Source organism: Aureimonas sp. CAS (assembly GCF_059838215.1).
In genome coordinates this window covers 1,617,658-1,642,657 of sequence record NZ_CM187563.1, presented here as the reverse complement: position 1 = coordinate 1,642,657, position 25,000 = coordinate 1,617,658, and the positions used below count along the sequence as shown (strand labels likewise).

General features: G+C 69.1%; 19 protein-coding genes, 1 tRNA gene and 1 pseudogene. 9 read left to right on the top strand and 12 right to left on the bottom strand.

Annotation, left to right across the window (positions count from 1 at the left end; genetic code table 11):
- The 3 genes from AC6R2M_RS07960 to AC6R2M_RS07950 all read left to right on the top strand — a co-directional run bounded on the left by AC6R2M_RS07960 (position 1) and on the right by AC6R2M_RS07950 (position 3,309).
- On the top strand, positions 1-1,452 hold the full coding sequence (locus AC6R2M_RS07960) for a YcjX family GTP-binding protein (protein WP_500487169.1): 1,452 nt from the start codon (positions 1-3) through the stop codon (positions 1,450-1,452).
- Positions 1,449-2,507 (top strand): YcjF family protein, encoded by a 1,059-nt coding sequence (locus tag AC6R2M_RS07955; RefSeq protein WP_500487167.1) that lies wholly within the window; start codon positions 1,449-1,451, stop codon positions 2,505-2,507. The genes AC6R2M_RS07960 and AC6R2M_RS07955 overlap by 4 nt, the downstream gene beginning before the upstream one ends.
- Before the next feature lie 262 nt (positions 2,508-2,769).
- The gene (locus AC6R2M_RS07950) at positions 2,770-3,309 is read left to right on the top strand and encodes a hypothetical protein (RefSeq protein WP_500487165.1); all 540 of its coding nucleotides are present in this window, start codon (positions 2,770-2,772) and stop codon (positions 3,307-3,309) included.
- A gap of 260 nt (positions 3,310-3,569) precedes the next feature.
- On the opposite strand, the gene AC6R2M_RS07945 is transcribed toward AC6R2M_RS07950, so the two are convergent.
- Together AC6R2M_RS07945 and AC6R2M_RS07940 are read right to left on the bottom strand one after the other, a co-directional pair.
- A tRNA-Val gene (locus AC6R2M_RS07945) sits at positions 3,570-3,644 on the bottom strand.
- Positions 3,645-3,705: 61 nt separating this feature from the next.
- Complete coding sequence (locus tag AC6R2M_RS07940) at positions 3,706-4,395, bottom strand: HAD hydrolase-like protein (protein ID WP_500487163.1); 690 nt, start codon at positions 4,393-4,395, stop codon at positions 3,706-3,708.
- Between the two features lie 254 nt (positions 4,396-4,649).
- Here AC6R2M_RS07940 and rpiA point away from each other — a divergent pair, with 254 nt between their 5' ends.
- The 3 genes from rpiA to gor all read left to right on the top strand — a co-directional run bounded on the left by rpiA (position 4,650) and on the right by gor (position 7,505).
- Positions 4,650-5,354, top strand: coding sequence for a ribose-5-phosphate isomerase RpiA (gene rpiA / locus AC6R2M_RS07935; protein WP_500487161.1), 705 nt, complete (start codon positions 4,650-4,652; stop codon positions 5,352-5,354).
- Positions 5,355-5,440: 86 nt separating this feature from the next.
- Positions 5,441-5,983: a DUF2059 domain-containing protein gene (locus AC6R2M_RS07930; RefSeq protein ID WP_500487159.1), complete on the top strand. Its 543-nt coding sequence runs from the start codon at positions 5,441-5,443 to the stop codon at positions 5,981-5,983.
- A 121-nt stretch (positions 5,984-6,104) separates the two neighbouring features.
- Positions 6,105-7,505, top strand: a complete 1,401-nt coding sequence (gene gor, locus AC6R2M_RS07925) for a glutathione-disulfide reductase (protein WP_500487157.1) — start codon at positions 6,105-6,107, stop codon at positions 7,503-7,505.
- Between the two features lie 31 nt (positions 7,506-7,536).
- Here the strand turns inward: gor and AC6R2M_RS07920 are convergent, their stop codons facing one another.
- Positions 7,537-8,397, bottom strand: a complete 861-nt coding sequence (locus AC6R2M_RS07920) for an alpha/beta hydrolase family protein (protein ID WP_500487155.1) — start codon at positions 8,395-8,397, stop codon at positions 7,537-7,539.
- 288 nt (positions 8,398-8,685) lie between these two features.
- Here AC6R2M_RS07920 and AC6R2M_RS07915 point away from each other — a divergent pair, with 288 nt between their 5' ends.
- Both AC6R2M_RS07915 and AC6R2M_RS07910 read left to right on the top strand, forming a co-directional pair.
- Positions 8,686-9,330 (top strand): gamma-glutamylcyclotransferase family protein, encoded by a 645-nt coding sequence (locus AC6R2M_RS07915; RefSeq protein ID WP_500487153.1) that lies wholly within the window; start codon positions 8,686-8,688, stop codon positions 9,328-9,330.
- 114 nt (positions 9,331-9,444) lie between these two features.
- Positions 9,445-10,827, top strand: a complete 1,383-nt coding sequence (locus tag AC6R2M_RS07910) for a class II 3-deoxy-7-phosphoheptulonate synthase (RefSeq protein ID WP_500487151.1) — start codon at positions 9,445-9,447, stop codon at positions 10,825-10,827.
- 77 nt (positions 10,828-10,904) lie between these two features.
- On the opposite strand, the gene AC6R2M_RS07905 is transcribed toward AC6R2M_RS07910, so the two are convergent.
- The 6 genes from AC6R2M_RS07905 to purD form a co-directional block, all read right to left on the bottom strand.
- The gene (locus AC6R2M_RS07905) at positions 10,905-11,651 is read right to left on the bottom strand and encodes a crotonase/enoyl-CoA hydratase family protein (protein WP_500487149.1); all 747 of its coding nucleotides are present in this window, start codon (positions 11,649-11,651) and stop codon (positions 10,905-10,907) included.
- 10 nt (positions 11,652-11,661) lie between these two features.
- A complete protein-coding gene (locus tag AC6R2M_RS07900; protein ID WP_500487147.1) occupies positions 11,662-13,437 on the bottom strand; it encodes an acyl-CoA dehydrogenase family protein in 1,776 nt (591 codons plus the stop codon).
- Between the two features lie 54 nt (positions 13,438-13,491).
- On the bottom strand, positions 13,492-15,618 hold the full coding sequence (locus AC6R2M_RS07895; RefSeq protein ID WP_500487145.1) for a 3-hydroxyacyl-CoA dehydrogenase NAD-binding domain-containing protein: 2,127 nt from the start codon (positions 15,616-15,618) through the stop codon (positions 13,492-13,494).
- A gap of 25 nt (positions 15,619-15,643) precedes the next feature.
- The gene (locus AC6R2M_RS07890; RefSeq protein WP_500487143.1) at positions 15,644-16,927 is read right to left on the bottom strand and encodes an acetyl-CoA C-acetyltransferase; all 1,284 of its coding nucleotides are present in this window, start codon (positions 16,925-16,927) and stop codon (positions 15,644-15,646) included.
- Positions 16,924-19,203, bottom strand: a complete 2,280-nt coding sequence (locus AC6R2M_RS07885; protein ID WP_500487141.1) for an acyl-CoA dehydrogenase — start codon at positions 19,201-19,203, stop codon at positions 16,924-16,926. Before AC6R2M_RS07885 ends, AC6R2M_RS07890 begins: the two co-directional genes overlap by 4 nt.
- 171 nt (positions 19,204-19,374) lie before the next feature.
- Positions 19,375-20,643 (bottom strand): phosphoribosylamine--glycine ligase, encoded by a 1,269-nt coding sequence (purD, locus tag AC6R2M_RS07880; RefSeq protein ID WP_500487139.1) that lies wholly within the window; start codon positions 20,641-20,643, stop codon positions 19,375-19,377.
- Positions 20,644-20,782: 139 nt separating this feature from the next.
- Between purD and ubiA the strand changes: the two genes are divergently transcribed.
- The gene (ubiA, locus tag AC6R2M_RS07875; RefSeq protein ID WP_500487137.1) at positions 20,783-21,781 is read left to right on the top strand and encodes a 4-hydroxybenzoate octaprenyltransferase; all 999 of its coding nucleotides are present in this window, start codon (positions 20,783-20,785) and stop codon (positions 21,779-21,781) included.
- Between the two features lie 15 nt (positions 21,782-21,796).
- Here ubiA and AC6R2M_RS07870 read toward each other — a convergent pair.
- From AC6R2M_RS07870 to AC6R2M_RS07860, 3 genes and pseudogenes are all read right to left on the bottom strand, one after another.
- Positions 21,797-22,371 (bottom strand): annotated as a pseudogene (locus AC6R2M_RS07870) (DUF6101 family protein).
- A gap of 176 nt (positions 22,372-22,547) precedes the next feature.
- Positions 22,548-23,975, bottom strand: coding sequence for an FAD-binding oxidoreductase (locus AC6R2M_RS07865; protein ID WP_500487536.1), 1,428 nt, complete (start codon positions 23,973-23,975; stop codon positions 22,548-22,550).
- Entirely contained in the window at positions 23,972-24,961 is a 990-nt protein-coding gene (locus tag AC6R2M_RS07860; RefSeq protein ID WP_500487135.1) for an L-threonylcarbamoyladenylate synthase, read from the bottom strand. The genes AC6R2M_RS07865 and AC6R2M_RS07860 overlap by 4 nt, the downstream gene beginning before the upstream one ends.
- Positions 24,962-25,000 lie beyond the last annotated feature (39 nt).

The window sequence follows — 25,000 nt, the reverse complement described above, 5'->3', positions numbered from 1 at the left end:
ATGACGAGTTTCGCCGACGAGGCGCGCATCGCGCTCGACAATCTCACCGAGCGCGCCGGCGGCCTGTTCCACCCGACGCTGCGGCTCGGGGTTACGGGCCTGTCCCGCGCCGGCAAGACCGTCTTCATCTCCGCCCTCGTCCACAACCTCCTGCATGGCGGGCGCCTGCCTCTCTTCCAGGCCGCGTCCTCGGGGCGGATCGCGCGCACCTATCTGGAGGAGCAGCCCGACGACGCCGTTCCGCGGTTCCAGTACGAGGACCACATCCGAACGATCGTCGAGGACCGTCTCTGGCCGCAATCGACGCGCGCGATCTCCGAGCTGCGCCTGACGATCGAATACGAATCGGCGTCGGGCTGGTCCCGCTACTTCTCGGCCGGCAAGCTCTCGCTCGACATCGTCGACTATCCCGGCGAATGGCTGCTGGACCTTCCGCTCCTCGACAAGGATTTCGCCCGCTTTTCGGCCGAGGCGGTGGAACGGGCACGACTTCCGTCGCGAGCCGGCATCGCGTCGGACGTTCTCGCAGCCCTCGATGCGGTCGATCCCTCCGCGCCCTACGAGGAGGAAACCGGCCAGAGGCTGGCCGCGACCTTCGCCGACTATCTGCGCCGCGCGCGCCAGGACGCGACGGCGCTCTCGACCCTGCCGCCGGGCCGCTTCCTGATGCCCGGAGACCTCGAAGGTTCGCCCGCCCTCACCTTCTCGCCACTGATCCTCGACGAGGGCATGGTCTACCCGAAGGGTAGTTTCGGGGCGGTCCACGCGAGGCGCTACGAGGCCTACAAGTCGGTCGTCGTCAAACCCTTCTTCCGCGAGCATTTCGCGCGGCTCGACCGGCAGATCCTGCTCGTCGACGTGCTGCAGGCGATCAATGCGGGTCCCGAAGCCGTCGCCGACCTGCGTCAGGCCCTGAGCGACATCCTCACCTGCTTCCGGCCCGGCCGCGCCAGCTGGCTCGGCTCGCTCCTGACGCGCCGGATCGACCGCATCCTCGTCGCCGCGACCAAGGCCGACCACATGCACCGCGAGGGCCACCGGCGGCTGGAGGCGATCGTGCGCGCGCTCGTCGAGGACGCCGTGCGACAGGCCGAGCTCTCGGGCGCCGAGGTCGAGGTCGCGGCCATGGCGGCGGTGCGCGCCACGCGCGAGGCGAGCGTGGCGGATCGCGGCGAGACGCTGCCGGTCATCGTCGGCACTCCGGCGGCGGGCGAGCGCCTTGGAAACGAGACCTTCGACGGGCAGCGCGAGACCGCCATCTTTCCGGGCGACCTGCCCGAAGACCCGAGACGCCTGTTCGGCGCCGGGAGCGCGACGCCGGTCCACCCGATGAACTTCGTGCGGTTCCGCCCGCCGCGACTGGAGCGGACCGAGGAGGGGCTGACGCTCTCCCTGCCCCACATCCGGCTCGACCGGGCGCTGCAATTCCTCGTCGGAGACAGGCTGGCATGAGCGACGTTCCGCCCCGGGGACCGCGGGCGATCCCGGTTCCGCCGAAGCCGAGCGGCACGAGCGTGGAAGAGCCCGCCGCTCGCCTGCCGCGATCGGTTTCCGACCTATCGAACGTCTCGATCGAGCCGGACGACGCCCTGGAGCGGGAGGCGCTGGAAACGCTCGACGCCGCGCCCGCCCAGCGGCGGCGCGAGCGTCGCGGCTTTCCCTTCGGACGGGTGCTCTTCGGCGCGCTCGGCGCCATCGCCTCGCTCGCCTTCGGCCTCGCCATCGACGCGCTGCTGCGCGATCTCTTCGCGCGCGCCGAATGGCTCGGCTGGCTCGGAACGGGTCTCGCCGTCCTCCTTCTCGTCGCGCTCGTCGGCGTCGTCGGGCGCGAGGTCGCGGCGCTGATGCGGCTGAAAGCCGTCGAGGCCGAACGCCGCGAGGTCGTGCGGGTCTACGAGACGAACGCCGATCCTCGATCTGCTCTGGCCGGCCTCGAGACCATCGTCTCGAAGCTGCCGGACACGGCGGCGGGGCGCGCGCGGCTGGCGAGCATCAAGGACGACGTCATCGACGGGCGCGACATGCTGGGTCTTGCCGAGCGCGAGCTTTTGCGCCCGCTCGACGCCAGGGCGCGCGCGCTCGTCATGGCCTCGGCCAAGCGCGTCTCGGTCGTCACCGCCGTCAGCCCGCGCGCGGCCTTCGATCTGATCTTCGTCCTCTTCGAGACCGTCCGCCTCATCCGGCGCATGTCCGAGCTCTACGGCGCGCGGCCGGGCACGGTCGGGCTCGTGCGGCTCGTGCGCGACGTTCTGGCGCATCTCGCCGTCACCGGCTCGATCGCCATCGGCGACGGGCTCATCCAGCAGGTGGTCGGGCATGGGCTGGCCACGCGCCTCTCCGCCAAGCTCGGCGAGGGCGTCGTCAACGGGCTTTTGACCGCGCGCATCGGCCTTGCCGCCATGGACCTCTGCCGCCCCATGCCGTTCCTGACCGTGCGGCGCCCCTCCGTCGGCGACTTCCTCGGCGATCTCGTGCGGACCGCCAGCCCCGACACGCCGTCGAAATAGGATGGACCGCCCTCGGCGTCCGGTCCCGATTCGCGTGGCTTGAGGACCGTTGCAGCCCTGCACTCGACCGGCCCCGCAAGGATCGGTTAACCCTTCCAACGGATAAGATGGGTCGCGCTCCGAGGTGCCTCGTCCCCTGCCGGGCGGCGTGGCACAGGCGCCCGAAATCGCGCGCGGTTTCGCGGGTCCGGTCCGTGAATTTTGGGTTTGAGCGACCATGGTGGGCCCGACCGGGCGCAGGGCGCTTCAGGGAGATGGGTCGATGCTTCGCTCTTTCGCTGCCGGTCTCGCTCTCCTGTCCGCCGGCCTGCTCTTCCCCGCCGCGCCCGCAGCCGCCGATCCGGAGGAATCCTTCCTGCGCACCGTGTCGGGCCAGTGGGTCGGCCCCGGCGAGATCGTGGCCGGCAAGTACAAGGGCACGCGCTTCACCTGCACGCTGGCGGGCGACACGACGCCGGGATCGGATCTCGGCATCGCGCTCGACGGCTCCTGCCGCGTGGGCCTGTTCGCCCAGCCGATGAGCGCGAAGGTCTCGCGCCGCGACGGCCGCTTCTCGGGCTCCTTCCTCGACGGCGCGGAAGGCTCGGGCCTCGACATCACCTCGGGCGTCCTGCAGGGCGACCGGATGGTCTTCGCGCTCGGCCGCAAGCAGCTGAACGGCGCGATGGTCGCGCGGCTCGACGGCTCGGACAGCCTCGCGGTCACCGTTTCGGTCCGCGTGGGCACCGAACTCGTGCCGGTCATCGGCATGAACCTGCAGCGCAGCGGCCCTGCCGTTCGCCGCTCCGCTCTCGCGAACTGATCGGCTCCAGGCTCGATTCCCGTACCGGGGTCCACGGCCCCGGCATGATCCGTGCGAGAGCGCGGTGCGTCCGAGCGGACGCACGAAGACCGCTCCATCTCCTTGAATCGACGCGTCAGGCTTTCCCCGAAAATCGATCCGCATTTTCGGGCCGATGCCGTTCGGCCGAAACGCCTGCGTCCCGTTCGTTGCGCAAACGCATGATCGCGCGACCGGCGACTTCGCCCGTCACGTTCGACAAATCTCGTAAGCGATTGTAATGGTGGGCGCGACAGGGATCGAACCTGTGACCCCCTCGGTGTGAACGAGGTGCTCTCCCGCTGAGCTACGCGCCCTTGCCCGCGACGCGCAGCGCGCCGGGCAGGTCTGCGGTATAGGCTTGCGCGAGCCCGCGCGTCAACTGGCTCCGGCGCGGTTGTGCAGGAGGTTTTCCAGAAGTTCGCGATCGATCTGCGCGTAGGACGAGACGACCCGTCCCGCCGCCGCCCGCGCGCCGGCATCCACCCCATCTCCGAACTCGACGAGGATCGAGCGGACCCCGCTCGCCCAGGCAGCGTCCATGTCGATGCGGCTGTCCCCGATCATCACCGAGGCGCGCGGATCGCCGCCGCAACGCTCGATCGTTCCGAGAAGGTGGATCGGATCGGGCTTTCGGCGCTGGAACGTGTCGGCGCCGCAGACGGCCTTGAAGCGCGGGGCGAGACCCATCGTCTCGCAGAGAAGGCGCGCCAGCCGCTCGGTCTTGTTGGTGCAGACGGCGAGGACGAAGCCGTCGGCCTCCAGCCGGTCCAGCGCCTCCGCGACGCCCGGAAAGATCTGCGAACGATCGGCGATGTGATCTTCGTAGTAGGAGAGGAAGCAGGCGAGCTGCGCGTCCATCTCGGCGTCCGTCAGCGTCAGTCCCGACCTTCCGAAGGCCAGCGTCAGCATCGCCCTCGCGCCGAAACCGGAATGCGGCCGGATCACCGCTTCCGGCACGCCCGGCAGGCCTGCCAACGCGAGGCAGTGATTGACGCTGGCGGCCAGATCGGGCGCCGTGTCGACGAGCGTCCCGTCGAGATCGAACACCGCGACGGCGCGGCCCAAGGGTCCGGGCGCAGCCTGCGGCTCCCGAATCGCTTCACTCGTCGTGATCCGGAGCTCGCTCATCGCCAACGACATGAGGTTTTGCGCCTCGACCGGTCAAGGCGAACGGCCCGCCCGACCTGACGCGGAACTGGCCTTCGCGCCGTTCCGGCGCGCTCTGGCGCAAGCAGGCCACACCGGAAAAGCGCGGGCGCACCGGTTCCCCCCGGCACGCGAAGGTCTACAGACGGCGCCGAGCGACGAGAGGACGATCCATGGCCGACGACAGCGCGAGAATGAAGGAAGAGGCCGCCCGCGCCGCGCTGGGCGACGTCGAGAACGGCATGCGGCTCGGCATCGGCACCGGCTCCACGGCCGAAGCCTTCGTCCGGCAGCTGGCGGAGCGGGTGAAGGACGGGCTCGACATCGTGGGCGTGCCGACCTCCGAGCGCACCGCGGCCCTGTGCCGCGAGCTCGGCGTGCCGCTGACGACTCTCGACGAGACGCCCGAGCTCGACCTGACGATCGACGGCGCGGACGAGGCGGACCATGCGCTTCGTCTCGTGAAGGGCGGCGGCGGCGCGCTTTTGCGCGAGAAGATCGTGGCAGCGGCCTCGCGACGCATGATCGTGATCGCGGACGGCTCCAAGCTGGTCGAAACGCTGGGCGCCTTCCCCCTGCCGATCGAGGTGAACGGCTTCGGGCTGACCGCGACGACGCTCGCCATCCGCAAGGCGGCCGAGCGCCTCGGCGTCGAAGGGGAACTGGCGCTGCGCCGGCGCGGCGACGAGCCCTTCGTGACGGATGGCGGCCACCTCATCGTCGACGCATCATTCGGACAAATTCCCGATCCAGAAGCCCTGTCCGTCGCCCTGCACACGGTGCCGGGCGTCGTGGAGCACGGGCTTTTCGTCGGCCTCGCCACGTCCCTCTTCCTGGCGGGCCGGGACGGCGTGCGGCGGATCGAGCGCCCCTCCTGACGCGGGGTGGACGCGGGATCGGTTGCGGCGCGCGCCCGATCTTCGTAACTGAACGTGACACAAGTCGAAGCCAACGGAGACCGACCTTGACCGCCCTGACGAGATCCCTGCGGAACGGCCTGTTCGCCGCCGCCGCTCTGGTGGCCCTGTCCGCGCCTCCGGTCCTGGCGCAGGAGGAGCCGAGCGCCTCGCATCTGACGGCGGCCCGTCAGGCGATCGCCGCCATCGACGCGACCGACCAGTTCGACTCCGTGCTGATGAACGCGGCGACCCAGATCAAGGGGGAGCTCATCATGAACAACCCCGACCGGACGGACGAGCTGTCCGACATGGTGGACGAGGCGGCGATCGAACTGGCGCCCCGCCGGGCGGTTCTGGAGAACGAGATCGCCCGCATCTACGCCCAGCTCTTCACGGAGGAGGAGCTGACCGCCATCGCGCAGTTCTACGCCTCCCCGGCCGGCCAGAAGTTGATCCAGCAGGGTCCGCTCGCCAACCGCGAGACGGTGGCGGCCGCGGAAATCTGGGCGAACGCGCTGGTGCGGGATCTTCGCGCCGCGGCCGACCAGGGCGCGCGCGAAATCATCCCCGCCGCCTCCGCCACCCCTGCGACACCGCCTGCCCAGTGACGGGCCGCGCATCGACCCTATAAGCCTGAGGGGCGGGCCGCGAGGCGCCGCCCCTTTCTTTTGCCCCGTTTCCCGGGCGGCGTCCCGCCCGGACCTTTCGATTTCCGAGGAGACGACCCCCGTGAGCGACAACGGATACGATTACGACCTCTTCGTCATCGGCGGCGGATCCGGCGGCGTGCGCGCCGCGCGGCGCGCGTCCGCGCTCGGCAAGCGGGTCGCGATCGCGGAGGAATTCCGCTACGGCGGCACCTGCGTCATCCGCGGCTGCGTGCCCAAGAAGCTCCTCGTCTACGCCTCGCAGTTCTCCGAGGCCTTCGAGGACGCCGCCGGCTACGGCTGGTCCGTCGGAACCCGCTCCTTCGACTGGCCGACCCTGATCGCCAACAAGGACAAGGAGATCGACCGGCTCGAGCAGGTCTACCGGCGCAATCTGGAAAAGTCCGGCGCCGAGCTCCTGCAGTCGCGCGCCGTGCTCGAAGGGCCGCACGAGATCCGCCTGACCGAGACGGACAAGGTCGTGACCGCGCGCCACATCCTGATCGCGACGGGCGGTCGCCCGAACCCCTTCGCGACCATGCCCGGCGCCGAGCACTGCATCTCCTCCAACGAGGCGTTCCACCTCAAGCGCCTGCCGAAATCGATCGTCATCCTCGGCGGCGGCTACATCGCGGTGGAATTCGCCAACATCTTCCTCGGCCTCGGCGTCGAGGTGACGCTGGTCTATCGCGGCAAGGAAATCCTCCAGGGCTTCGACGACGATCTGCGCCATACGCTGCATCAGGCGATGGCGAAGAAGGGCATGCGCGTGCGCTGCGAGGACACGCTGACGGAGGTCGTGCAGAAGCCCGACGGACGTTTCCAGGCGCATCTGAAGTCCGGCGACTGCCTCGACGCCGACGAGGTGATGCTGGCGGTCGGCCGGATGCCCAACACGGAGGATCTGGGCTGCGAGAAGGCGGGGGTCGAGCTCGGCCCGCGCGGCGAGATCGTCGTCGACGAATTCTCCCGATCGAGCGTCGATCACATCTACGCCATCGGCGACGTCACCAACCGGGTCCAGCTGACGCCGGTCGCGATCCACGAGGCGATGTGCTTCGTCGAGACGGTCTACAAGGACAATCCGACCAAGCCGGACTTCGAGACGGTGGCGACGGCCGTCTTCTCGCAGCCCGAGATCGGCACGGTCGGCCTGTCCGAGCAGGAGGCGTGCAAGACCTACGAGACGGTCGACATCTACCGCACGAGCTTCCGACCGATGAAGCACACGCTTTCGGGCCGGGACGAGACGATGCTGATGAAGCTCGTCGTGGACGGCGCGTCGCAGACCGTCGTCGGCGCCCACATCCTCGGCCCCGATGCCGGGGAACTGGCCCAGGTGCTGGGGATCTGCGTCAAGGCGGGCCTCACCAAGGCGGATTTCGACCGCACCATGGCGGTGCATCCGACGGCGGCCGAAGAGCTGGTGACGATGTACGAGCCGACCTACCGGCTCCGGAACGGCGAGCGCATGGCGGCCTGACGGCCGCCGCGTCTCCCGGACCGCGCGGCTCTCAGGCCGCCAGGGCCTGCGGACGGCCGATCAGGGCGTCCGCGATCTTCGGCCAGAGCTGCTCGGAGGCCGTCTTGCGGAAGAAGCCGTTGTGGCCGATCGGCCGGTCGCCGTTGTCGTGCGGCGTCAGCCAGGTCTCTTCGACCTTGGCGTTCGGGAAGTGATCGAGAAGAGCGGAGACGGCCTGCGGGGTGCCCCACGCATCGTCGGAGATGCCGACGGAGAGGACCGGGATGCGGACATCCGAGAAGCGGTCGGCCTCCGGCACCTTGGGATCGGAGAAGAAGAACTCCGGATGCCGGCACCATTTGGCCCAGTCGCGGAAGATCGTGCCGGGCAGCTCGGTGCCCAGACCGGCGGATTTCGGCAGCTTGCCGAGAAGCACCGCCATCGGGACGCCGAGAAGGTTCATCCGCGCGTAGACCTTCAGCGGCTCGCGCGTCCGGCCGTAATAGCCGTTCAGCGAAGCGACCATCACATAGCGCTCGAACTCGTCCGACACGCCGCACAGGCCGAGGGCGACGCCACCGAAGGAGTGCCCGATCCCGACGACCGGACGGCCCGGCGCCGCCTTCTTGAGCGCGCACAGGGCCGCGGGCAGGTCGTAGACGCCCCAGTCCTTCATGTGCAGCGCCTTGCGGCAACGCGGCTTGGAGCTGCCGACGCCGCGATAGTCGTAGGTCAGCACAGCGGAGGCGCCCCGTTCGATCAGACCTTCCGCGAAGGCGCGGTAGAAGCGGCGCTCGACGGCGGCCGCCGAGGAAATCAGGACGGCCGGGCCGTCACCCGATCCCTCGAAAAGCGTGCCGACCAGGGTCAGACCGTCCTTCGTGGAGATGCAAACGTTGCGATGATGGTTCATCGAAATGGTCCAAAGCACTGTTATACTTGGGCTTCAGTTCACTGGTGCAGAATGGCTTGCACGCCTTCATGAACTGTTAATCGTCTCGACCTATAAGATACCTGCCCGTCGGAGCTTGCGCGAAAGCGGCTGAACGCTGTCGTCGGCAGGGCGAGCGGCCCATGTGGGCAGCGCGCGTAAGCGTTTCAATTGTCCTGTCTGGAATCAGATGGGCCAGAACGGCCGGTATCACCTCTGATGACGGACGGGGGCGCTTGCGCCACGGCGTCGGTCGAATAAAAACCCGTCATGCAAATCCACGAAGATCATCGCGACCTTGCTCGCCTTGCTTCCGACGGGCAGGTGGTTGCCTACTTCGGATACGGCTCGCTCGTCAACCGGCACACGCTTCGGACACAGTTCCTCGGCATCCGGAAAGCCCAGGTTTCCGGGTGGCGGCGGTTCTGGCTGCCCCGCGGCGAACACATGCCTGCCCTGCTTTCGGTGAAACCCGACGAGACCCATACGACGCAGGGCGTCGTCGTGTACGACCATGCGGACCACCTGCCCTCGGTCGACGAGCGCGAGGCCGGATACCGCCGCCGCGTCGTGATGCCGGGCCATGTCGAGATCGAGGCCATGCCGCTCTGCGACGTCCCGCTCTTCATCTACGAGGCCTCGCGCGCCGAGGAGACGGCGGCCGAGACCGGCGCCTTCGTCTTGCAATCCTATCTCGACGCCGTGATGCAGGGCTTCTTCGCCCTCTATGGCGAGGCGGGCGTCCGTCGCTTCGTCGAGGAGACGGAGGGTTTCGAGACCACCCTCCTCTGCGACCGCGAACGACCCCTCTATCCGCGCTCCGTCACCCTGCACGACGGCGAGCGCGCGCTCTTCGACGAGCTGGTCGCGCAGCGCGGCATGAAGCTTCGGCCGGCCTCGAATCGCGCGGGATGACAAAGCAGGCCCGAGATGGTTAAACGCGCGGGCCGTCGGGCCGCGCGGAAAGGCCGCGCGTGAGCGGGACCGTCCCGCCGCCCGAGCCTGCAACGCCGACCCCGAGGATGAGCTATGCCCGAGAATTGGAGCCCGTCGAGCTGGCGCAACAAGCCGATCGTTCAGGTCCCCGATTATCCCGATCCGCAGGCGCTCGCCGACGCGGAGGCACGGCTCGGCACCTTTCCGCCCCTCGTTTTTGCAGGTGAGGCCCGCAAGCTGAAACGCTCGCTCGCCGAGGTTTCCGAGGGCCGGGGCTTCCTCCTCCAGGGCGGCGACTGCGCCGAGAGCTTCGCCGAGCATGGCGCGGACAACATCCGCGACTTCTTCCGCGCGTTCCTCCAGATGGCGGTCGTCCTGACCTTCGCGGCGTCCTCCCCGGTGGTGAAGGTCGGCCGGATCGCGGGCCAGTTCGCCAAGCCGCGCTCGTCCGGCTCGGAGACGATCGACGGCAAGACGCTGCCCTCCTACCGCGGCGACATCATCAACGGCATCGACTTCGACGAGGCTTCGCGCATTCCGAGCCCGGAGCGCCAGATCGAGGCCTACCGCCAGTCCGCCGCGACGCTGAACCTGCTGCGCGCCTTCGCGCAGGGCGGCTACGCCAATCTGGAGAACGTCCACCAGTGGATGCTCGGCTTCGTCTCCGGCTCGCCGGAAGCGGAGCGCTACGGGCAGGTGGCCGACCGCATCTCCGAAACCATGCGGTTCATGAACGCGATCGGCATCAACGCCGAATCCTACCCGAATCTGCGCGAGACCGACTTCTTCACCAGCCACGAGGCGCTGCTGCTCGGCTACGAGCAGGCGCTGACGCGCGTCGATTCGACGAGCGGCGACTGGTACGCGACCTCCGGCCACATGATCTGGATCGGCGACCGCACGCGCCAGTTCGACCACGCGCATGTCGAGTTCTGCCGCGGCATCAAGAACCCGCTGGGCCTGAAATGCGGCCCGACCACCGAGCCGGACGATCTCCTGCGTCTCGTCGATACGCTCAACCCGAAGAACGAGCCGGGCCGGCTGACCCTCATCACGCGCTTCGGGCACGAGAAGGTGGAGCAGCACCTGCCCCGCCTGATCCGGGCCGTGGAGAAGGAGGGCCGCAAGGTGGTCTGGTCGTGCGATCCCATGCACGGCAACACGATCACGGTGAACAACTACAAGACCCGGCCCTTCGACCGCATCCTGTCGGAAGTCGAGCGCTTCTTCGACGTTCACCGGGCCGAGGGAACGCATGCCGGCGGCATCCACATCGAGATGACCGGCAAGGACGTGACCGAGTGCACGGGCGGCGGACGCCCGGTTCTGGCCGAGGATCTGTCCGACCGGTACCACACGCATTGCGACCCGCGCCTCAACGCCAATCAGGCGTTGGAGCTCGCCTTCCTCGTCGCGGAACTCGTGAAGCGCGAGGACATGGCCCACGCGCCGAAGAAGCAGGCCGCCGGGTTCTGATCTCCCGCAAGACGTAAAAAGGCCGGCGGATCGCTCTGATCCGCCGGCCTTTTTCGTTGCCGTCCCGGCTTGTGCGTTCAGCCCTTCGGGCGCGCCATGAAGGATGCGAAGGCTGTCTGGGCCTCGCGCGACGTCAGACGCTCGGCGAAATGGTCGATCTCGATCCGGATCCGCCTCTCGACCTCTTCGCGATCCCCTCGGATCAGCTCGCGGGACACGCGAAGCGCCTCGGGCGGCTTGGCTGCCAAGGCCTTCGCGGCTTCGAGGCCCGCCGTTTCGACGTCGTCGCAGATCCGCGTCACCAGATTGGCGCTCCGCGCCGCCTCGGCGTCGAGCGTTTCCCCCATCGCCAGAAGCGCGAAGGCGCGCTGATGGCCCATCAGCCGCCGCGCGATGAGGCTGGATGCCGCCTCCGGCACCAGCCCGAGATCGACGAAGGGCGTGCGGAACACCGAACGCTGCGAGGCATGAACGAGGTCGCAGTGCATCAGCATCGTCGTGCCGATGCCGATCGCAAGGCCGTCCACTGCCGCGACCAGCGGCTTGGTCGAGCGGACCAGCGCGAGCAGGAAGTTCTCCACCTCGTTCGGCCGCAGCCCGCCCTGCGCGAAGGCGACGAAGTCCGCGATATCGTTGCCCGCCGTGAAGGCGCCCGGCGAACCGGCCAGGAGAACGGCCCGCACGGCGGAATCCGCCTCGGCCGAGCTTAAGGCATCCGCCATCGCCCCGTACATCGCCCGGTCGAGCGCGTTCTTCTTCTCGGGGCGGTTCATGCGGATCGTCAGCACGCCGTCGGCGCGCCCGACCTCGACCGTCTGGGTCATGCGGCTCTCCTCAAGCCAGCGCGACGCGCGCCGCGTCGAGGCTCGCGGCGCCGGTCAGCACCTGGTCCTTCAGGGCGCCGACCTCGACGAGCAGATTCTCGGCCGCAAAGCGCGCAAGCGCGGTGCGTGCCTCGCCATCGGAATCGGCGATCGCGCCCTTGGCGAGGTAGCTCGCACCGGCCACGAGCGAGAACAGCCGCAGATAGGCCGTCGCGCCCGCCAAAGCCTCGTCCATGCGCTTGGCCCGCAAGGCGTCGAGCAGGAAGTCCGTGGTCTCGCGAAGATCGGACAGGGCGGTGGACAGGCATTCGGCGGTCCGGCCGAGCCCGTCCCGGTTCGAGGCGCGGACGTCCTCCGCGACGGCCGCGAGTTCGTCGATATAGGTCTTCACCGCCGCGCCGTCCGAAAGCGGCAGCTTGCGGGTGACGAGGTCGATCGACTGGATGCCGTTCGTTCCCTCGTAGATTGTCGCGATGCGCGCGTCGCGCAGATAGCGGGCCGCGCCCGTCTCCTCGATATAGCCCATGCCGCCATGAACCTGGATGCCGAGCGAGGCGACCTCGACGCCGACGTCGGTCGGGAAGGCCTTGGCGAGCGGCGTCAGCAGCCCGGCCCGCTCGCTCCACCGCTTCGCATCGTGACCCTCGTGGACGCGCATCATGTCGATGGCGTGCCCGCAGGCATAGGCGATGGCGCGGGCCGAGCCCGTCAGCGCCTTCATGGTCAGGAGCATGCGGGCGACGTCGGCATGCTCGATGATGGGCGACATCTGGTTGGAGGGCTCGGGTTTCTTGGCGAGCAGCGTGGACCGCCCCTGCCGGCGCTCCTTCGCGTAGGCCAGAGCCTTCTGCGTCGCGGCCTCGGCCACGCCCAACCCCTGGATGCCGACATAGAGACGCGCCGAGTTCATCATCGTGAACATGCAGGCGAGGCCCTTGTTCTCCTCGCCGACGAGCCAGCCGACGGCGCCCGCGCCGTCGTCGCCGTAGATCATCGTGCAGGTGGGCGAGCCGTGGATGCCCATCTTGTGCTCGATGGAATGACAGCGCACGTCGTTGCGCTCGCCCAGCGAGCCGTCCTCGTTCACGAGGCGCTTGGGCACGAGGAAGAGCGAGATGCCCTTCACGCCCGCCGGCGCGTCCGGGAGGCGCGCGAGAACGAGATGCACGATGTTCTCGGTCAGATCGTGCTCGCCATAGGTGATGAAGATCTTCTGGCCGAAGATCCGGTAGGTGCCGTCATCGGCGCGCTCCGCGCGGGTGCGCAGCGCCGAGAGGTCCGAGCCGGCCTGCGGCTCGGTGAGGTTCATCGTCCCCATCCACTCGCCCGAGACGAGCTTGTCGAGATAGGTCGCCTTCAGTTGGTCGGAGCCGTGCTTCTCCAGCGCGTCCACCGCGCCGATCGTCAGCGTCGGGCCGATGGCGAAGGCCATGGAGGCGCCGTTCCACATTTCGGTGACGGCGGCGGAAAGGGCGGTCGGGAGCCCCTGCCCGCCATGGCTGTCCGGCCCGGTCAGCGCGTTCCAGCCCGCCTGGCTCCACCGGGCATAGAGATCCTTCCAGCCGGCGGGCATGGTGACGCTGCCGGCGGAGAATTTCGCGCCCTCGCGCTCGCCGCTCTCGCCCAGCGGCGCGATCTCCTCGGCAGCGAACTTGCCGGCTTCCTCGAGGATCGCGTCCACGACATCGTGGCTGAGATCGCCCATCAGCCCCGCGTCGATCGCCGCGTCGAGCCCGGCGACCTTGCCGAGCGCGAAGGAAATGTCCCTTACCGGTGCAACATACATCGCCGAGCCTCCCGTCCTGCCGATGACCTGACCTAGCCGCGCTTGACGTTAACGTCAATGCGACGAGGGCTCGCCCTCCGCGTGCTCGGGGTCGCGTCTCAACGTCGCCCAGCCCTCGTCGGGGCGGAAGCGGGCACCGTGCTTCTCCTCCAGCGCGCGAAGGCGCGACACGATCTCGTCCACGCCGCGCTGGCGGGCGTATTGGATCGGGCCGCCCCGGAAGGGCGCGAAGCCGGTGCCGAAGATCATCGCCCCGTCGGCGATCGTCTCGTCCGCGACGACGCCCTCGCGAAGGCAGGCGACGACGGCGTTCAGCATCGGCAGGAGCATGCGGTCGAGAATGTCGGCATCCGACCCGCCCTTGGCTTTGGCCTCGTCGGACAGCTCGGCCTTCTTCGGCTTTCCGTCCTCATAGGCGTAGAGGCCGGCGCCGGTCTTGCGGCCGAGGCGCTTCTCCTCGACCATCCGCGTCAGCCAGGCCGGCGTGTCCGGGAAGGCCGTGTCCAGCCGCTCGCGCAGGGAGGCGGAAACGTCCACGGCGATGTCGAGACCGACCTGATCGGTCAGCTCGATCGGCCCCATCGGCATGCCGAACTCTTCCGCCACGCGGTCGATCCGCTCCTTCGCGATCCCCTCGTCCACCATCAGCAGAGCCTCGGCCATGTAGGGCGTCAGCGCGCGGTTCACGAGGAAGCCCGGTGCGGAAGTGACCGGCGCGGGAAGCCGCGAAATCTCGACCGTGAAGGCGGTCGCACGACGAAGAGCCTCGGCGCTCGTGCCCGCATGGCGCACGATCTCGACGAGCTGCATGCGCGAGACCGGGTTGAAGAAGTGGAGGCCGAGGAAGCGCGAAGGATCGGTCAGCCCTTCCGTCAGCGTCTCCAGCGGCAGGGCCGAGGTGTTGGTCGCAAGGATCGCGCCGTCCTTCAGCTTCGGTTCGACCTCGGCGTAGATCCGACGCTTCAGTTCGAGCTTCTCGGGCGCGGCCTCGATGACGAGGTCGGCGTGGCGCACCCCCGAACCTTCGAGGTCCGGCACCAGCCGGTCGAGTGCGTCGCGGACCTTGAGCGGGTCCTTGACCGTCTTCTCCAGCATCTTGGCCGCCGCCTTGATGGCGCGGCCGACGGGCTTGGGATCGATGTCGGCGAGCGTGACGGCAAAGCCCTCGCGTGCCGCCCAGGCCGCGATGTCGCCGCCCATCGCGCCCGCGCCGATGACATGGACGTGCCTTATGCCGGACTTGCCCTCGCGCAGCCCGCGCATCGCCTCGCGCAGGAAGAAGACCCGCACGAGGTTCCGCGAGGTCTCGGTTTCGATCAGCTCGGCGAAGCTTTTCTGCTCGGCCCGGCGCATCGCCCTGGGGTCCGCGCCGTGCGCCTCCCAATTGTCGATCAGGCGATAGGGCGCCGGATAGTGGCGCTGCGGGGCCTTCTCCTCGGCGCTCTTGCGCATCTGACGCGCGACGAGCGCACGCGCCGGCTTGAAGGACAGGGCGCGGGACTTCAGACCGGCGGCGCGTCTGTCTCGCGGACCGGAGGCGACGGCCTTCAGGACGTGCCGCTCCTCGACGATCTCGTCGACGAGGCCGATGGACTTCGCACGCTTGGCGCGCGCGGTCTTGCCCGTCAGCATCATCGTCATCGCCTCGACCGGGTCGGCGACTTCCGTGGAGCGGAAGGTGCCACCGAGGCCCGGATGCAGGCCGAGCATCACCTCGGGAAAGCCGAGGCTGGCACTCGGCGTCGCGATGCGCCGACGGCAGGCGAGCGCCAGTTCCAGGCCGCCACCGAGGCAATGGCCGTGAATGACCGCGATCGTCGGAACGGGGCAGTTCGCCAGCCGGTCGAGGACCGCATGGCCTTCGTCGAGCGCGGCCGACACCTCCGCCGTCGTCGCCCCGACGAACTGGTTGATGTCGGCGCCCGCCGCAAAGCCGGCGGGCTTGGCCGAACGGACGATTACGCGGGTCGGTCGCTCGGCGTCGATCCGGTCGAGATGGCCGTTCAGCTCTTCCAGGACGCTGCGGTCGATCGTGTTGACCGAGCGGCCGGGGCGGTCGAGCACGAGCCAGAGCGCGCCCTCCCCGTCCCTGCCGACGCGCCAGTTGCCGACCGCCTCCACATCGCGAACGGGTCCGAGTTCGATCAGGCGATCGGACAGGGTTTCGAGCATTCCGCTCATGGACGTCTCTCCCGTCTGGATTGGATCAGGCCGCTTCGAGGAGCAGGGCGCCGCCGAGGCCGCCGCCGACGCATTGCGTGGCGATGCCGCGCTTGAGACCGCGGTCCTTCAGCTGGCGCGCCAGATGCAGCGTGATGCGGTTGCCGCTGGTCCCGACCGGGTGCCCGAGCGCGATGGCACCGCCGTCGACGTTCAGCTTCTCGCGGTCGATCGTGCCGGCCGCTCCGTCGAGCCCCATCACCTCGCGGCAGACGGTCTCGTCCTCCAGCGCGCGGACGCAGCCGAGCACCTGGACCGCGAAAGCCTCGTTCAGCTCCACGAGGTCGATTGCGTCCAGCGACGTCGAATTGCGCTTGAGCAGCGAGGCGATCGAGAGCGCAGGCCCGAGCCCCATGATCGAAGGGTCGAGCGCGTCCCAGTGCGAATCGACGATCCGCGCGATCGGCGTCAGGCCGTGCTTCTCCACCGCCTCCTCCGAGGCCAGCAGCGTCCAGGACGCGCCGTCGGTGATCTGCGAGGAATTGCCGGCCGTCACGCGCCCGTAGGGTCGCTCGAAGACGGGTTTCAGCTGGCCCAGCTTGGCGGCCGACGAATCCGGCCGCACGCCGTCGTCGTGGTCGAAGACCTGTCCGTCGCGCGCGAAAGCCGGGATCAGTTCGCCCTTCAGGCGACCTTCCGCGTGGGCGGCGGCCAGCCGCCGATGGCTCTCCGCCGCGTAGACGTCGGCCTCCTCCCGCGTGACGCCGAAGAGATGCGCGACCTTCTCCGCCGTCTGGCCCATGTTGAGGTCGGTGATCGGATCGGTCAGCCCGCGCTCCAGCCCGACGATAGGCTTCAGGAACTCCGGCCGCCAGCCGGCCGCCGCCTTCACGCGGTCGCCCGCCGAGCGTGCGCCGTTGAGCTTGGCGAACCAGTCGACGGCGTTGCGCGAGAGGACGAGCGGCGAATGGCTGAGGGCCTCCGCGCCGCCCGCCAGCGCGATCTCCGCCTGTCCGTCGGAGATCTGGCGCAGCGCCGTGTCGATCGACAGCATGCCGGAGCCGCAGTTCACCTGCACCGTATAGGCCGGAACCGTCTCTGGCAGGCCGAGCCGCAGGGTCGCCACGCGCGCCGGGTTCATCTCCTCGGCCACGACGTTGACGCAGCCGAGAACGACGAGGTCGATCGCCGACAGGTCGAACCCCTGCCGCAGCAAAAGCGGCCGCCCGCACTGCACGGCCAGATCGACCGGAGTGAACGGCCCCGGCTTGCCCCGCGCCTTGATGAAGGGCGTGCGGGCGCCGTCGACGATGTAGACGGCGCGGCTCATTCGGCGGCCTCCGCACGGGCCTCGGGCTGGTCGCGTTCGCCGCCCTCCTTGCGACGGTGCTGCTCGAAGAGCGGCGACACGTCCTCGGCCTTGAAGGCGTCGACCGCGACCACCTTGGCGACGGCCTCCTGCGCCTGCGCCAGGAGGTCGGCCTCTTCGGCCGTGATCGTCCCGGCCGACAGCGCGGCGTCCCGGTCGCGGATCTTCGCCTCCCGCATCTTCTTGGCGGCGGGAGCGGCGCGCGTCACCAGTTCGAACGCCGCTTCGAGGTCCGCGATCGGGTGCTCGGCGTGGCGGGTGCCCAGATAGAGGTCCGGCGTCAGGCGGTCGCGCTGCGAGGACGGGCGCATCAGAATGTCCGCGACCTCGCTGATCAGCTCGTCCACCGGCGCGGTCCGCGGCACGCCGAGCGGGAAGGCGATGACCCGCGTCAGGATCGCGGCCCAGCGCGCCGGGAGATTGTCCAGCACGCCGTCGAAGGCCGCGCCGATGCGGTTGTAGCCGCGCTGCATGACATACTCGACGATCGGACGGTCGACCTCGGGGCGCCCCTCGGTCTCGAAGCGCTTCAGCGTCGCGGCCAGGAGGTACATTTCCGACAGGATGTCGCCGAGGCGGCCGGAGATCATCTCGCGGCGCTTGAGCGATCCCCCGAGCGTCAGGAGCGAGAGATCGGACAGGAGCGCGAAGGCCGCCGAGTAGCGCGAGAGCTGCCGCCAATGGCTGGTGAAGGCCGCGTCGCGCGGCGCTGGCGCGGCGAGACCACCCGTCCAGCCGCGCACGAAGGAGCGGCCGGTGTTCTTCAGGGCGTGGCCGACATGGGCCCAGAAATGCTTGTCGAACGCGTCGAGCCCCTTCTGGCGATCGGGCTCGGTCAGCGCCTTCATCTCCTTCAGCATGTAGGGATGGGCGCGGATGGCGCCCTGGCCGAAGATCATCAGGGAGCGCGTCAGGATGTTCGCGCCCTCGACCGTGATGCCGATGGGAACGGATTTGTATTGAGGCCCGAGATAGTTCTTCGGACCGTCGATGATGCCCTTGCCGCCGTGCACGTCCATCGCGAGCTCGATGGTCTCGCGCATGCGCGTCGTGGCGTTGTACTTCATGATGGCCGAGACGACGGACGGGCGGTGCCCCTCGTCGAGGGCGGCGACCGTCAGCCGGCGCGCGGCGTCCACCTGATAGGCGTTGGCCGCGATCTCGGCGAGCGGCTCCTGGATGCCCTCGAACAGGCCGATCGGCATGTTGAACTGGGTGCGGACCCGCGCATAGGCGCCGGTGACGCGCGCGGCCATGGCGCAGGCCGCGGCCGACTGGGACGGAAGCGAGATGCCACGCCCCGCGGCCAGCGCCGTCATCAGCATGGTCCAGCCTTCGCCGATCTGCTTCTCGCCGCCGAGAATCCAGTCCATCGGAATGAAGACGTCGCGGCCGTAGAGCGGGCCGTTCTGGAAATAGGTGCCGAGCGGCACGTGCCGGTCGCCGGTGGTCACGCCCTTGGTGCCGACCGGGATCAGCGCGACGGTGATGCCGAGCTCTTCGCCGCGCCCCAGATGGTTGTCCGGGTCGCGCATCTTGAAGGCGAGGCCCATGACGGTCGCGACCGGCCCGAGCGTGATGTAGCGCTTCTCGAAGTTGAGGCGGATGCCGAGAACCTGGCTGCCCTCGTGCTCGCCGTACTCGACCACGCCGACATCGGTCATCGCCGCCGCGTCGGAGCCCGCCTCGGGCGAGGTCAGGCCGAAGCACGGGATCTCGCGTCCGTCGGCCAGACGCGGCATCCAGTAGTCGCGCTGCTCCTGCGTGCCGAAATGCAGCATCAGTTCGCCCGGGCCGAGCGAGTTCGGCACCATCACGGTGACGCCGGCCACGACGCTGACCGAGGAGACCTTGCGCACCACCTCCGAATGAGCGGTGTTGGAGAAGCCGAGACCGCCATACTCCTTCGGGATGATCATTCCGAAGAACTTCTTCTCCTTCAGGAAGGTCCAGACCTCCGGCGGCAGGTCGTGGTCCACCTGCGCGACCTTCCAGTCGTCGATCATCCCGCAGAGTTCCTCCACGGGGCCGTCCATGAAGGCCTGCTCCTCCGCCGTCAGCTTGGCGGGCGGCATCGCGAGAAGCTTGTCCCAGTCGGGGGAACCGGAAAACAGTTCGCCGTCCCACCAGACCGTGCCGGCGCCGATCGCCTTCTCCTCGGTCTCGGAGATCGACGGCAATACGCCCTTCGCCCAATCGTAGATGGGCTTGGTCAGCTTCTCCTTGCGAAACGACATGATCTGGATCTCCCGGTGGACTGAGACGTTAACGTAAGACGCGTTTCGAAGTTTCCCAGCGCTTTTCGCACGCCGACGCCGTCTGCACCGGCGTGACGCGTGCCTCGGCGCGTCCCGAGGGCACCGCAGACGAGATGCGGGCGGCGACGCGCCGCGCTTGCCTCGGAGCGGTCAGCGGCTCCGCAGAGCGTCCACCGCGCGGCGGGCGATATCGGTGCGGTGGAAGCCGTCGGGCCAGTTCACCTGCCCGACGCCGTCATAGGCTTTCAGGACGGCTGCTTCGAGCGAAGGCGCGCGTGCGGTGATGGCGAGGACGCGACCGCCGATGGCCGTCAGCAGGTTTTCGCGGGCCGCCGTTCCGGCGTGGAAAACGACCGTGTCGGCTGCATCGTCCGGCAGCGCCTCGATGACCGTCCCCTTGCGGTAGGCGCCGGGGTAACCCTTGGCGGCGAGGACGACCGTCACCGCCGCGTCCTCGCTCCAGCGCGGCTCCGCCTGCGAGAGGTCGCCTCTGGCGGCCGCGCGCAGGAGCGGCACGAGATCGCTCTCCAGCCGCATCATCAGAACCTGGCATTCGGGGTCGCCGAAGCGGACATTGTATTCGATGAGCTTCGGGCCGTCCTCGGTCAGCATCAGCCCGGCATAGAGAACGCCCTTGAAGGGCGTTCCGGCCTCCGCCATGCCCTCCAGCGTCGGGCGCACGATCTCCGCCATCGCGCGCTCGACGAGGTCGGGCGTCATCTCGACGGAGGGCGAATAGGCGCCCATGCCGCCGGTGTTCGGGCCCTCGTCGCCGTCATGGGCGCGCTTGTGGTCCTCGGCCGTGCCGAAGAAAGTGGCGGTCCGGCCGTCGCAGAGACAGAAGAGGCTCGCCTCCGGCCCCGTCATGCACTCTTCGACGACGACCGCCGCGCCCGCCTCGGAGAAGCAGGCCTCCAGCGCCTCCAGCGCCTCCTCGACCGTCGCGGCGACGGTGACGCCCTTGCCGGCGGCGAGCCCGTCCGCCTTCACGACGATCGGCGCGCCCTGCGCCTTCACATGGGCCTTCGCCTCGGACAGGGACTGGAAGCGGGCATAGGCGGCGGTCGGGATGTTCTTGCGGGCGCACAGATCCTTGGTGAAGCCCTTGGACCCTTCGAGCTGCGCGGCGGCGGCGCTCGGGCCGAAGACGTCGATGCCGGCCGCCTCGATCGCGTCGGCCAGCCCGGCGACGAGCGGCGCCTCGGGGCCGACGACGACGAACTCCACCGAATGGGCGCGGCAGAACTCGACGACGGCAGCGTGGTCGTCGATGTCGAGCGCGACGATCTCCGCCTCCTTCGCGATGCCCGGATTGCCGGGCGCGGCGAAGAGCCGACCGATCTCGGCCGATCGCTTCAGCTTCCAGGCCAGCGCGTGTTCGCGCCCGCCGCTGCCGATCAGGAGGATGTTGAGCGCCATGACGGGTCCGGACCTTCGCGTTGCGGGAAGAGCGGTTCGAGTTACGGGCGCTGTCCCCACCGGTCAAGGCGGGCGCCTCTCGCCCACGCGTCCGAGCGGAGACGCTTGACCGCGGGCCTGATCCGGCCTTTCTCCTGCCATGATGAAGAACTGGCTCGATTCCGCCACAGTGCCCGGCGAGCGCGTCGCGGACGCGCCCTCCCAGAACTGGGTCTACCGGACGCTTCCCCGCGCGCTCTGGCCCTATGCGCAGCTGGCGCGGTGGGACCGTCCGATCGGCTGGTGGCTTCTGCTCTGGCCCTGCTGGTGGTCGGCGGCGCTGGCCCCGCAATGGGCTTCGCCGACGGCCGTGCACACCGGTCTGCCGAGCCTCTGGCATCTGGCGCTGTTCATGGTCGGCGCCATCGCCATGCGCGGGGCCGGCTGCACCTACAACGACCTCGTCGACGAGAAGATCGACAACATGGTCGCCCGCACGCGCTCGCGCCCCCTGCCCTCCGGCCGGGTCACGCGGCGGCAGGCGAAAATCTTCCTCGTCCTGCAGGCGCTCGTCGGCTTCCTCGTCCTGATTCAGTTCAATCTCTTCGCGATCCTGCTCGGGATTCTGTCCCTCGGCATCGTCGCCGTCTATCCGTTCCTCAAGCGCGTGACCGACTGGCCGCAGCTCGGCCTCGGCTTCGCCTTCTCTTGGGGCGCGCTGATGGGATGGGCGGGCTATTGGGGCGAACTGACCCTCGCGGCGCTCGCGCTCTATGCCGGCTCGATCCTCTGGACGATCGGCTACGACACGATCTACGCCCACCAGGACCGCGAGGACGACGCGCTGGTCGGCGTGCGGTCCACCGCCCGGCTCTTCGGACGACGCACCAAGACGGCGCTCGTGTTCCTCTATGGCGGCGCGCTGATCTGCTTCCTCGCCGCCTGCCTCCTGACGGGCAATGGCGGCGCTGGTCCGGCCTGGCCGGCCTATGTCGGCCTCGCCGTCGGCGCGATCCAGATGGGCTGGCAGATCCGCGTTCTCGACATCGACGATCCGGACCAGTGTCTGTCCCTGTTCAAGTCGAACACGAGCTTCGGCTGGATCGTCTTCTCGGGCCTCGTCGCCTCGGCGCTCTGGACGCTGGCGCTTCCGACCTGAGCCCGTTCGTCCGCATCAGCTGCGGGCGATGATCTCTTCGCCGTCGATGCGCAGGCGCATGCCGAGGCCGCCCGGCTTGCGGCGCGCGAGGAAGCGCGGGCGACGGCCCTTGTGAACCTTGCGGCGGCGCTCGATCGGCTCGCCGGCGCGCACCTTGCCGAGAGACTCCTCCAGCGGCGTCACCGACCCGTCCGCCTCGACCATCAGCATCGGAATGCCGAAGAGGTCCGACCAGCCGCGCCAGTCGGCCGCGACGTCGAAGAGGTCGCAGGCCACGAGCAGAGGCACGCAGAGCTTCGGGTCCGAATGATGCAGTTCGAGCGTCACCGTCACCTTGCCCCCCCGTCCTCCATGGCGCGGGCCGCGACGCCCGCGAAGGCGGCGGCCGGCAGCGCGATGGCGACGGGAAGCCCGCTCTCCTGCAGGCGGCGGCGGACCACCGCCCCGCGGTGATCCACGCGGTAGGAGACGATTTCGCCGCCATCGGTCATTTCGAACTGCTGGCGACGGTCGCTGAACGCCGGATCGACGCGCAGCGGGACGTTCGCCCAGTCGGGACGGTGCGGAGCGGAGCTGGACGCTGAAGTCATGATCGAAGCCTTCCGTACCCTCGGCCTTTCCGGCCAAGTCTGTCTCTTCGTCCGGGAGCGATCCGGACCGGTATGAGAGAGCTATACGTTAGAGCCCGTTGCCCGACGCCTAAGAAGCGCGGTTAAGTCTTTCTGTCTGCTTCGCGGTTACTGACATGGTAACAGTTCGACTTCAGTTAAAGTAGCTTACCGGGGTTCATAATCGAGTAAGGATCGACGGCCTTCTTGATGGCGCGCATCAGCTCCATCTCCGCTTCCGGCTTGGTGCGGGCGAGTTCGCTGCGCTTGAGCATTCCGATGCCGTGCTCGGCCGAGAAGGAGCCACCGAGGCCGGCCACGATCGAATGGACGATCCCGTTCATCTCCGTCCAGCGAGCGAGGAACGCCTTCGCGTCCGCGCCGACCGGCTGGGAGATGTTGTAGTGCACGTTGCCGTCGCCCAGATGGCCGAACGCGACGATCCGCGCGCCGGGCATCGCCGCCGCGACCGCCTCGCCGGCCGTCTCCAGAAACTCCGGGACGAGCGCGACCGGAACCGAGACGTCGTGCTTGATCGAGCCGCCCTCCGGCTTCTGGGCCCAGGACAGCTCCTCGCGCATGCGCCAGAAATCCTCGGCCTCGCGCTGCGACTGCGCGATGGCGGCGTCCGCCACCTCTCCCGCCTCGAAGGCCTCGCCGAGGATCGTCTCCAGGGTCTCGCGCGCGTCCTCCGGCGAGCGGGCGGACGAAATCTCCATCAGGACGTACCAGTCGTGCGGCTCGCCCATGGGATCGCGCGCGCCCTGCGTATGACGAAGGGTGAACTCCATGCCGATGCGCGGCATGAACTCGAAGGCCGTGAGCTGACCGCCGGCGCGGGCCTCGGAACGCTTCAATAGCGCCAGCGCGTCCTTCGGCGAGGCGACGCCCACATAGGCGACCTCGCGGCCGGCGGGCTTGGGAAAGAGCTTGAGGACCGCGCCGGTGATGATGCCGAGCGTTCCCTCGGCGCCGATCAGAAGATGGCGCCAGTCATAGCCGCGATTGTCCTTCTTCAGGCGCCGGAGCCCGTGCAGGATCGCGCCCGACGGCAGGACCGCCTCGATGCCGAGGCAGAGCTCCCGCGCGTTGCCATAGGCGAGAACGCCCGTGCCGCCCGCATTGGAGGACAGGTTGCCCCCGATCTGGCAGGAGCCCTGCGCGCCCAGCGAAAGCGGGAAGTAAAGACCGGCCTCGTCCGCCGCCTCCTGAACGGACGCCAGAACGACCCCTGCATCGACCGTCATCGTGCGGCCGACGACATCGACCTCACGGATCCTGTTCATGCGCGCGGTCGAGACGACGATCTCGGCCTCCGAACGGGGCACCTGCGCCCCGACAAGGCCGGTGTTGCCGCCCTGCGGAACGATGGCGGTCCGCGTCTCGCTGGCGAGCTTCAGGATGGCGGACACCTCCTCGACCGAGGAGGGCCGCAGGACGAGCCGGCTGGCGCCCTGAAAGAGATCGCGCTGCTCGACGAGGTAGGGGGCGATGAGGTCGGGCTCGCGGAGGGCGCCGCCGGGGCCGACGAGCGCCGAGAAGCGGTTCAGGAGTTCGTCCGAGATCGGCTGGCCCGTCTTCGTCATCTCGTCCATGTCGTGTCCTCCTGCGTGTCGCGCGGCGCGGCAGCGCGCGCGAGCCTGTCGTTGATCGCCACGCCCAACCCCTCGTTCGGGATGGAAGCGACGGCGATGCGTTCGATGTCGGGCGCGTCGAAGCTCGACAGCGCGTCGAACAGCGCCGCCGCCGCCTCGCGCAGGTCGCCCGTGTCGCTCAGATTGAGGACCGCCCTCGCCTGTCCCTGCCCGGGCAGCGCCTGCGATCCGAAAGCGATGAGATGCTCGCCGGGCTCGACGCTTCGCGCGTTCAGGCGGATGCGCCCGAAGGGCGCGTAGTGCGAGGCGAGCTGACCGGGGGCCTGAATCTCCGAGCCCGCCTTCAAAACCGGTGTGCCGATCAGCGCGGCGACGTCCTCGGCCGGCAGCGCGCCGGGGCGCAACAGGAAGACCCGCCCGTTCTCGGGCTTGAGGATGGTCGATTCCAGACCGAGCCGGCATGGCCCCCCGTCGAGGATCGCCTCGATGCGCCCGCCGAGCCCGCGCCGCACGTGGTCGGCGCGCGTGGCGCTGACGCGGCCGGACGGATTGGCGCTCGGCGCGGCGAGCGGGCGGTCGATCTTCCGTGCGATGTCGCCGAGCGGGCCGAGAGGCATGCGCAGCGCGACGGTCGGCAGCCCGGCGCGGACCAGGGGATGGATCGTGGACGCCTCGCGCGCAGGCAGCACCAGCGTCATGGGACCGGGCCAGAAGGCCTCGGCCAGCCGCAGGGCGAGATCGTCGAAGGCCGCATGCCGGCGTGCCATGTCCATGTCGGCGACGTGGGTGATCAGCGGGTTGAAGCTCGGGCGTCCCTTGGCCTCGTAGATGCGCGCGACCGCGACGCCGTCGGTCGCGTCCGCCGCGAGCCCGTAGACCGTCTCCGTCGGGACGGCCACAAGGCCACCGCCGGCGAGAGTTCGGCAGGCCGCGTCGAGAGCGCCCGCCTCGGCAAGGGCAAGGATCTGCGTTTCCATCGGCCGAACGCATAGGCCGAAGGCCTCGGCGGGCCAAGT

Bases quoted from the DNA above. Each gene is read 5' to 3' on its own strand.
- AC6R2M_RS07950 (WP_500487165.1), top strand. From the start codon at position 2,770: ATGCTTCGCTCTTTCGCTGCCGGTCTCGCTCTCCTGTCCGCCGGCCTG.
- purD (WP_500487139.1), bottom strand. From the start codon at position 20,643: ATGGCGCTCAACATCCTCCTGATCGGCAGCGGCGGGCGCGAACACGCG.
- ubiA (WP_500487137.1), top strand. From the start codon at position 20,783: ATGATGAAGAACTGGCTCGATTCCGCCACAGTGCCCGGCGAGCGCGTC.
- AC6R2M_RS07885 (WP_500487141.1), bottom strand. From the start codon at position 19,203: ATGTCGTTTCGCAAGGAGAAGCTGACCAAGCCCATCTACGATTGGGCG.
- AC6R2M_RS07895 (WP_500487145.1), bottom strand. From the start codon at position 15,618: ATGAGCGGAATGCTCGAAACCCTGTCCGATCGCCTGATCGAACTCGGA.
- AC6R2M_RS07860 (WP_500487135.1), bottom strand. From the start codon at position 24,961: ATGGAAACGCAGATCCTTGCCCTTGCCGAGGCGGGCGCTCTCGACGCG.
- AC6R2M_RS07865 (WP_500487536.1), bottom strand. From the start codon at position 23,975: ATGACGAAGACGGGCCAGCCGATCTCGGACGAACTCCTGAACCGCTTC.
- AC6R2M_RS07910 (WP_500487151.1), top strand. From the start codon at position 9,445: ATGCCCGAGAATTGGAGCCCGTCGAGCTGGCGCAACAAGCCGATCGTT.
- AC6R2M_RS07915 (WP_500487153.1), top strand. From the start codon at position 8,686: ATGCAAATCCACGAAGATCATCGCGACCTTGCTCGCCTTGCTTCCGAC.
- AC6R2M_RS07960 (WP_500487169.1), top strand. From the start codon at position 1: ATGACGAGTTTCGCCGACGAGGCGCGCATCGCGCTCGACAATCTCACC.
- AC6R2M_RS07890 (WP_500487143.1), bottom strand. From the start codon at position 16,927: ATGAGCCGCGCCGTCTACATCGTCGACGGCGCCCGCACGCCCTTCATC.
- rpiA (WP_500487161.1), top strand. From the start codon at position 4,650: ATGGCCGACGACAGCGCGAGAATGAAGGAAGAGGCCGCCCGCGCCGCG.
- AC6R2M_RS07900 (WP_500487147.1), bottom strand. From the start codon at position 13,437: ATGTATGTTGCACCGGTAAGGGACATTTCCTTCGCGCTCGGCAAGGTC.
- AC6R2M_RS07905 (WP_500487149.1), bottom strand. From the start codon at position 11,651: ATGACCCAGACGGTCGAGGTCGGGCGCGCCGACGGCGTGCTGACGATC.
- AC6R2M_RS07955 (WP_500487167.1), top strand. From the start codon at position 1,449: ATGAGCGACGTTCCGCCCCGGGGACCGCGGGCGATCCCGGTTCCGCCG.
- AC6R2M_RS07920 (WP_500487155.1), bottom strand. From the start codon at position 8,397: ATGAACCATCATCGCAACGTTTGCATCTCCACGAAGGACGGTCTGACC.